Annotated in this window: 6 protein-coding genes and 1 pseudogene; 4 read left to right on the plus strand and 3 right to left on the minus strand. The window is 69.4% G+C overall.

Annotation, left to right across the window (positions count from 1 at the left end; translation table 11 throughout):
- Positions 1-22: 22 nt before the first annotated feature.
- Entirely contained in the window at positions 23-2,380 is a 2,358-nt protein-coding gene (locus tag IPZ69_RS17970; protein WP_235455152.1) for a transglycosylase domain-containing protein, read from the minus strand.
- A 129-nt stretch (positions 2,381-2,509) separates the two neighbouring features.
- Between IPZ69_RS17970 and IPZ69_RS17975 the strand changes: the two are divergent.
- The 4 genes and pseudogenes from IPZ69_RS17975 to IPZ69_RS17990 all read left to right on the plus strand — a co-directional run bounded on the left by IPZ69_RS17975 (position 2,510) and on the right by IPZ69_RS17990 (position 6,899).
- Positions 2,510-3,075 (plus strand): annotated as a pseudogene (locus IPZ69_RS17975) (SPFH domain-containing protein).
- 211 nt (positions 3,076-3,286) lie between these two features.
- Entirely contained in the window at positions 3,287-3,811 is a 525-nt protein-coding gene (locus IPZ69_RS17980) for a PadR family transcriptional regulator (RefSeq protein WP_235455153.1), read from the plus strand.
- A complete protein-coding gene (locus IPZ69_RS17985; protein WP_235455154.1) occupies positions 3,808-4,497 on the plus strand; it encodes an ABC transporter ATP-binding protein in 690 nt (229 codons plus the stop codon). The genes IPZ69_RS17980 and IPZ69_RS17985 overlap by 4 nt, the downstream gene beginning before the upstream one ends.
- Positions 4,498-4,598: 101 nt before the next feature.
- Positions 4,599-6,899, plus strand: a complete 2,301-nt coding sequence (locus IPZ69_RS17990) for an ABC transporter permease (protein WP_235455159.1) — start codon at positions 4,599-4,601, stop codon at positions 6,897-6,899.
- A gap of 54 nt (positions 6,900-6,953) precedes the next feature.
- Here IPZ69_RS17990 and IPZ69_RS17995 read toward each other — a convergent pair whose 3' ends face one another.
- Both IPZ69_RS17995 and IPZ69_RS18000 read right to left on the minus strand, forming a co-directional pair.
- Positions 6,954-7,382: a hypothetical protein gene (locus tag IPZ69_RS17995; protein ID WP_235455155.1), complete on the minus strand. Its 429-nt coding sequence runs from the start codon at positions 7,380-7,382 to the stop codon at positions 6,954-6,956.
- A 6-nt stretch (positions 7,383-7,388) separates the two neighbouring features.
- On the minus strand, positions 7,389-7,775 hold the full coding sequence (locus IPZ69_RS18000; protein ID WP_235455156.1) for a roadblock/LC7 domain-containing protein: 387 nt from the start codon (positions 7,773-7,775) through the stop codon (positions 7,389-7,391).
- Positions 7,776-7,922: the final 147 nt, after the last annotated feature.

A 7,922-nucleotide genomic window follows, 5' to 3' on the forward strand; every position in this document is an offset into this window, starting at 1 on the left:
AGTGCTCGACCGGCCGACCGCCCTACTGGTCGTCGAGATTGAGCGGGTCGTCCGTGACGCCGCCCGTCGGCTGCCCGGTGGTCGGCGACTGGCTCGGCGTCTGGGACGGCGTCTGGCTCGGTGTCTGCGAGGGAGTCTGACTGGGCGTCTGGCTCGGCGTCGTGGACTTCGACGGGGTGCTGGACGGCGTCGTGGACGGGGTCTGCGTCGGGTGGTAGGTCCAGGTCGGGGTCTCCGTCGGCTCGACGGCCGCGCCCTGCGTGGTGTTCAGGTCGAACTTGGACCGCTTCGTGACGCCGAAGGTGTACGTCGCCCAGATCTCCGCCGGGGGACCCCCGCCGTTGACCCGGCCGCCGCCCATCGCGCCCTTCAGGGAGACATGGTCGAACCTCTTGATCGGCTGTCCGTCACAGCCCTTGCCCCCGGCCTTGCCCGCCTCACCGAACAGGCCGACCGAGGTGACCAGGTCCGGGGTGTAGCCGGTGAACCAGGCCGACCGGTTGCAGTCGGACGTACCCGTCTTGCCCGCCACCTGCTGGCCGTCGCGCTGCGAGTTCTGCGCCACCGACTCCGACGCCGTACCGTCGTCGACCACTCCGGTCAGCACCGACGTCACCCCGTCGGCGGCGGTACGGCTGATCACCGGGCCGCCGATCGGGTTGGGCATCTGGACGCTCCCGCTCTTCTTCTCGGCCGACTTGACGATGGTCGGCGTCACCTTGTTGCCGTGGTTGTCGAAGGTGGCGTAGATCCCGGCCATCTCCAGCGGACTGGCGCCCATGGAACCCAGCGTCTGCGCGGGCACCGCCTGCATGCCCTCGGTGTCCATGCCCAGCTTCTTGGCGGTGCCCATCACCTTGTCCATGCCCACGTCGACGCCCATCTGCGCGAAGACCGAGTTGACGGACTTGTTCATCGCCTTCTGGACGGTGATGGGGCCGTAGTTCTGGTTGTCCTCGTTGGGCGGGGCGAAGCCGACCTTGGAGCCGTTCGCCACGACCTGGCGGCGGCTGGTGCCGTCGTAGATCGTGCTGGCGCTGATCTGCTTGCCGTTCTGGGTCTCGGCGTCGTCCTCCAGCGCGGCGGCCAGGATCAGCGGCTTGAACGTGGACGCGGGCTGGTAGTCGCGGCGGGTGGCGTTGCTGACGTAGTGCTTGAAGTAGTCCACGCCGCCGTACAGCGCGACGATCTTCCCCGTCTTGGGGTCGACCGAGACCGCGCCGGCCTGGACGTCGCCGTCGACCCTGCGCTTCTTCTTGTCGAGCTTGGCGGTGAGTTGGCTCTTGACCGCCTTCTCCAGCTGTGTCTGCTTCTTCTTGTCGATGTTCAGGGTGATGGTCCAGCCCTGGTTCTCGACCTTCGCCTCCGCGTCGGAGCGGCTGATCCCCTGCTCGTCCATCAGCTGCTGTTCCAGCTGCTTGTTGGCGAGCTCGATCAGATAGCCCTTCTGGCCCTCCCGGCCCGGGGTGCCCTTCGGGTCCTTGGGCACGGGGAACTTCATGGACTGGCGCTTGGCCGAGTCCAGCCAGCCCTCCTCGACCATGTTGTTCAGGACGTAGTTCCAGCGCTGCGTCACCAGCTTCTTGCCGGTGGCGGAGGCGACCGCCCAGTCGTACTGGCTCGGCGCCTGGAGCAGCGCGGCGAGGTACGCGCCCTGTTCGACCGACAGATCCTCGGCGTCGACCCGGTAGTAGGCCTGCGCGGCGGCCTGGATGCCGTAGGCGCCGCGGCCGTAGTAGCTGGTGTTGATGTAGCCGGCGAGGATGTCGTCCTTGCCCTTTTGGCGCTCCACCTTCAACGAGATGACCAGCTCCTTCAGCTTGCGCGTGACGGTCTGGTCCTGGTTGAGGTAGTAGTTCTTGACGTACTGCTGGGTGATCGTCGAACCACCCTGCTTGCCCTTGCCGGAGAGGGTGTTGATCAGGCCTCGGGCGGTGCCCTTAAAGTCGATGCCGTGGTCGTGGTAGAAGTTCTTGTTCTCCGCCGCCACGAAGGTCAGTTGGACCTTCCTGGGCACCTTGGTCAGGTCGACGATCTCACGGTTGACCTTGCCGTCCCGGGCGAGGATCGAGCCGTCGCTGTACTTGTAGACGTTGCTCTGCTGCTCCGCGGCCGGGTTGCCCGTGGGGACGTCCACCATCAGGTACAGCACGATGAACGAGCCGATGCAGAGCAGGCAGAAGCCGAAGAACGTGCCGAGGATCTTCTTCCAGGTGAAGAGCCTGCGTATGAAGCTCTTCGCCGGCTTTCCGCTCGCACCGCTCGCACCGCTCGCGCCGTTCACACCGCTCGCGCCGTTCGCGACGGGCCGGGAGCGACGCTTGGGCGCCGCGCGGCGGCCACCACGCTGCCGCGCTCGTCTCTCTTCCGCTCGTCCCATGGCTCCGTCAGCTCCGCTTCGGTCGTGAGGTCAGCTCAGCAAGCTAACACCCGTCTATATGACAAAGAGGCTCCGATCCGCCCTTTTAGGGACGTGACAATCAGCACCCCGTTCCAACGGAACCGACGGCTGACGGGCGCGCGGGGTTGCCTCCCGACAAAAAGTGAGACCCCCGGCATACCCGAGACACCCGCCCCACGTATGCGGAAGTGCCCCGCGCACAGCGTCGACTACGGGCTCGCGGGGGTGACCCAGCTCTTCGGCCGCCACCGCGGGACGGTCCGGCAGGGCGGGCTGCGCCGGGTGAACCCGTTCACCTCGCGGACGCGCGTCTCCGCCTGGGTGCGCAGCCACGAGACCGCCGTCCCCAAGGTCAACTACGCCTACGGCAACCCGGTCGAGCTCGCCGCGGTGGTGGCCTGGAAGGTCCAGGCCACCGCCCAGGCCACCTTCGAGATGGACGACTACGAGCGCTTCGTGCCACGCAGACCGAGACGGCCGTCCGGCAGATCGCCATCGAGTGCCCGTACGACGCCCACGGCGAGGACGGCCTCTCGTTGCGCGGCAACGCCGAGAAGCTCGCGGGCGAGCCGCACGCGCGCGTGGAGGCGGCGACGCTGTCCAACCTGATGGTGGTCCCGTGCGGAGACAGGGCACCGCGGCCCGTACTCAACGCGGGGGCCCTGTACCAGTGACGGAACCCGCCGAGGGCGCCGCGCCCAAGCGTCGGCCGCAGCTGACCGGGTCCGGCCGCCTGCCCCGGGGCACGGCCCCCTGGCCAGACGTGGGCGGTCGCCTGTATCAGAACCGTGACAATGGGGCCCCACCTGCACAGTCGTACGCCCCGCCATGATCTACACACTCGGCGTATACATAGGGGGTATACACCGTATGTAGAGTGCTGCCATGTCCATCGGTCACACTCTTCTAGGACTCCTGGAGTCCGGCCCCCGACACGGCTACGACCTGAAGCGGGCCTTCGACGAGAAGTTCGGTCACGACCGGCCGCTGCACTACGGCCAGGTCTACTCGACGATGTCCCGGTTGCTGAAGAACGGGATGGTCGAAGTCGACGGGATCGAGGCCGGCGGCGGCCCCGAGCGCAAGCGCTACGCGATCACGGACGCCGGCATCACCGACGTGGAGCGGTGGCTGGCGACGCCGGAGAAGCCGGAGGAGTACCTCCAGTCGACGCTCTACACCAAGGTCGTCCTCGCGCTGCTGACCCACCGCAACGCGGCCGACATCCTCGACACCCAGCGCTCCGAGCACCTGCGCAGCATGCGGATCCTCACCGACCGCAAGCGCCGCGGCGACCTGGCGGACCAGCTGATCTGCGACCACGCGCTGTTCCACCTGGAAGCGGACCTGCGCTGGCTGGAGCTGACGGCCGCGCGGCTCGACAAGCTCCGTGAGGCGGTGGCCCAGTGACTCCTCCTCCCGGTTCCCTGCTCGCGGCCGAACAACTGCGCAAGGCCTACGGCCCGACCCTCGCGCTCGACGGCGCCGAGTTCTCCATCCACCCCGGCGAGGTCGTCGCGGTGATGGGCCCCTCCGGCTCCGGCAAGTCGACCCTGCTGCACTGCCTCGCCGGCATCGTGCCGCCCGACTCGGGCTCGATCACGTACGACGGGCGCGAGATGGCGACCATGAGCGACGCCCAGCGCAGCGCGCTCAGGCGCTCGGAGTTCGGCTTCGTGTTCCAGTTCGGGCAGCTCGTGCCGGAGCTGACCTGCGTGGAGAACGTGGCCCTGCCGCTCCGGCTGAACGGCACCTCCCGCAAGGAGGCCGAGCGGGCCGCGTTGAGCTGGATGCAGCGCCTGGAGGTCGACGACCTCAAGGGCAAGCGGCCCGGAGAGGTCTCCGGCGGCCAGGGGCAGCGAGTCGCGGTCGCGCGTGCGCTGGTCACCGGCCCGCGGGTGCTCTTCGCCGACGAGCCCACCGGCGCCCTGGACTCGCTCAACGGCGAGCGCGTGATGGAGCTGCTCACCGAGGCGGCCCGGTCGACGAACGCGGCGGTCGTGCTGGTCACGCACGAGGCGCGGGTCGCGGCCTACTCGGACCGCGAGATCGTCGTACGGGACGGCAAGTCCAGGGACATGGAGCGCATCGTATGAGCCCGGCACGGGGGGCCCTGCCCACGCAGGTGAGCCCGGCGCCGACGGCTCCGCCCCCGCCGGTGAAGGCGAGAAACTGGGGGATCGCCCGGGACCTGTCCATGGGGGTCCGCTTCGCCTTCACCGGCGGACGCGAGGGGTGGGTCCGGGCACTGCTGACCGCCGTCGGCGTCGGTCTCGGCGTGGCGCTGCTGCTGCTCACCACGGCCATACCGAACGCCCTGGCCGAACGCAACGGCCGCAGCGAGGCCCGGGACGACTTCACCTACAGCGGGAAGACGCTGCCGAAGGCCGACAACACGGTCGTCATCGCCGACGCGAGCACGACGTTCCGCAGCAAGGACATCCGCGGCCGGCTCCTGGAGCCGGAGGGCACGCGGGCGCCGCTGCCCCCGGGTCTCGGCAGGTTCCCCGCGAAGGGCGAGATGGTCGTCTCGCCCGCGCTCAAGGAGCTGCTGGATTCCGGCTCCGGCAAGCTGCTGCGCGAACGCCTGCCCTACCGGATCACCGGGACCATCGAGCGGACCGGACTCATCGGGCCCGCCGAACTCGCCTACTACGCGGGCGCCACGGGCCTGGCCAAGCGTCTGCCCGGCGACAACATCGAACGCATCAACTACTTCGGGCCCTCGCAGAACCGCACGCAGGAGCGGCTGGACCCGGTGCTGATCCTGCTGATCCTGATGATCTTCGTGGTGCTGCTCATGCCGGTCGCGGTGTTCATCGCGGCGGCCGTGCGGTTCGGCGGCGAGCGCCGCGACCGGCGGCTCGCGGCGCTCCGGCTGATCGGCGCGGACGGGCGGATGGCGCGCCGGATCGCGGGCGGCGAGGCGCTCGCCGGGGCGCTGCTCGGACTGGTCTTCGGCACCGCCTTCTTCCTGATCGGGCGTCAGCTGGCGTCCTCGCTCTCGGTGCGGGACGTCAGCGTGTTCCCGAGCGACCTGAACCCGTCGCCCCTGCTCGCCCTGCTGGTCGCCGTCGCGGTACCGGCCGCGGCCGTGCTGGTCACGCTGTTCGCGCTGCGCGGAGTCGTCATCGAACCGCTCGGCGTGGTCCGTACGGCCAAGCCGCCACGCCGCCGGCTGTGGTGGCGGCTGCTGCTGCCGCTGGCCGGTCTCGGGCTGCTGTACCCGATGATCGGGCAGGGCAACTCCAACGGGGACTTCAACCAGTGGCTGGTGATCGGCGGCACCGTGCTGCTGCTCGTCGGTGTCACCGCGCTGCTGCCCTGGGTCGTCGAGACGGTCGTGGCACGGCTGAACTCCGGTTCGGTCTCCTGGCAACTGGCCGTGCGCAGGCTCCAGCTGAGCAGCGGTTCGGCCGCCCGCATGGTCAACGGCATCGCCGTCGCGGTGGCCGGGGCGATCGCGCTGCAGATGCTGTTCGCCGGGGTCGAGGGCGACTACACCAAGCAGACCGCCAACGACCTGAACCGGGCGCAGATGGAGGTCTCCCTGAACACCGGCGTCCCGCTGACCGAGGCCGGCCGGCAGCTCGCCGGGACCGAGGGTGTGCGCCGCGCGTCGGCCATCGCGCAGTCCTGGGCCGGGGACCGGGCGAAGGACCCCGAGACCTCGCTGGAGATCGCCGTCGGCACCTGCGCGCAGCTGCGCGAGGTGGCGCGCCTGACGTCCTGCCGGGACGGCGACATGTTCCGGATCCTCGACGGCGAGTACGACGCCAAGACGAAGCGGCTCACCGAACCGGGCGCCACCGTGTACTTCGACCCGGCGTACAGCGGGGAGACGAAGCACCCGACGGCCTGGAAGGTGTCCTCCGGCCTGAAGACGGCGGGACAGCGCAAGGATGCGTCCGGCTACGCGCGCAGCGGCCTGCTGTTCACCCCGAGCGCGCTGCCCAAGGGCGCGGCGGACGGTCTGTACCAGAAGGTGTTCCTGTCGCTCGACGGTTCCGTGCCGGACGCCGCCGAACACGCGCGCAACACGGCGGCCCGGCTGGACCCGCTGGCGCACGTGTTCACCCTCGGGGCCAGTGAACAGACGAAGGAGTTCCGGGCCATCCGCACCGGCCTGTTCGTCGGCGCCACCTGCGTCCTCGTGCTGATCGGCGCGAGCCTGCTGGTCTCCCAGCTGGAGCAGCTGCGCGAACGCAAGAAGCTGCTGTCGTCGCTGGTCGCCTTCGGCACCCGGCGCCGCACGCTGGGCCTGTCGGTGCTGTGGCAGACGGCGATCCCGATCGCGCTGGGCCTGCTGCTCGCCTCGGTGGTGGGTCTGACGCTGGGCGCGGTACTGCTGAAGATGACGTCCACCCCGGTGACCGTGGACTGGGCGAGCGTCCTGTCCATGACCGGCATCGGCGCGGCGGTCGTCCTCGCCGTGACGCTGCTCAGCCTGCCGCCGCTGCTGCGGCTGATGCGCCCGGACGGACTGCGCACCGAGTAGCCGGCACCCTCGCGTGGGCCCCTTCCCGACCGGAGGGGCCCACGTTCCGTGCGGTCACAGACTGTGCTCCCGCACCACCCTCCGGGCCTGGGCGAGCAGCATGCCGACGTTGACGGACTTGCGGCACACGACGACGGCGACCACGTCCTGCTGCTCGTTCATGCGCAGGAACAGATGGGTGAGGTTCTCGCTGTTGACCAGGATCTCCTGGAAGAAGTGCCCGTCATCGGTGGTGCCCCGGCGCTCTTTGAAGAGGTCCTCGATCATCACGACCGTGCGCCCCTGGAAGAGGTCGAGGGTCGCGCCCGCCAGCAGGTCCAGGACCTCCGGCGGATGGTTGTCGACGGTCTCGTAGGACAGCAGCATCCCGGTGGACATGTCCACGCACCCGGCCGCGAGGCAGTCGGGGGCGTCCGTTCGCAGTGATTTGACCAGGCTCATCACCTGGTCGGAGAAACCCGGAGTCATACGCTTCGTGGCCATCCTTCGTCACACTCCCTCTGGCGTTTTGTCGGTGAGGATCGAACCGATGCGGTCGAGGGCCGGATAGGTCGCCCGGTGCAGGCGGTCCACATCCATGCCCTCGTCGCCGAGGACGACCATCAGCGCGGTGTCTCCGACGGCGTAGAACGCGACGCAGCCGTGGCTGCCGTACGTCACCGTCTGCCGCAGCACCCCGCGCGCGGTGGCCTCGGCGGTGCGGCGCGCGAGGCCGAGGCCGGCGGCCGCGAGGGCGGCGAGGCCCTCCGGGTCGATCGTCTCGGCGGTGTCGGCCGCGATGAGCATTCCGTCGGCGGCCGCGAGGGCCGTATCGGTGATTCCGGTCACCCGCTCGCGCAGCCCGCGCATTTCCCGCGCAAGGGCTTCGTGATTCATGTGTTCAACTCCCTCAATTCCTGACTGAATTCGACCGCTCGGAACATCGACGCGCCCTTTTTCATTTGGCAGTGCCGTGCCGCAGCCGGAAGAACCCTTTCCAGCTCGCCCCGCTCTTCGGCGGGTCGAGGGCTTCGGTGATGCCGC

This window comes from Streptomyces olivochromogenes (assembly GCF_021538895.1).
Taxonomy (GTDB): domain Bacteria; phylum Actinomycetota; class Actinomycetes; order Streptomycetales; family Streptomycetaceae; genus Streptomyces; species Streptomyces olivochromogenes_A.

Bases quoted from the DNA above. Each gene is read 5' to 3' on its own strand.
- IPZ69_RS17970 (WP_235455152.1), bottom strand. From the start codon at position 2,380: ATGGGACGAGCGGAAGAGAGACGAGCGCGGCAGCGTGGTGGCCGCCGC.
- IPZ69_RS17980 (WP_235455153.1), top strand. From the start codon at position 3,287: ATGTCCATCGGTCACACTCTTCTAGGACTCCTGGAGTCCGGCCCCCGA.
- IPZ69_RS17990 (WP_235455159.1), top strand. From the start codon at position 4,599: ATGGGGGTCCGCTTCGCCTTCACCGGCGGACGCGAGGGGTGGGTCCGG.
- IPZ69_RS17995 (WP_235455155.1), bottom strand. From the start codon at position 7,382: ATGGCCACGAAGCGTATGACTCCGGGTTTCTCCGACCAGGTGATGAGC.
- IPZ69_RS18000 (WP_235455156.1), bottom strand. From the start codon at position 7,775: ATGAATCACGAAGCCCTTGCGCGGGAAATGCGCGGGCTGCGCGAGCGG.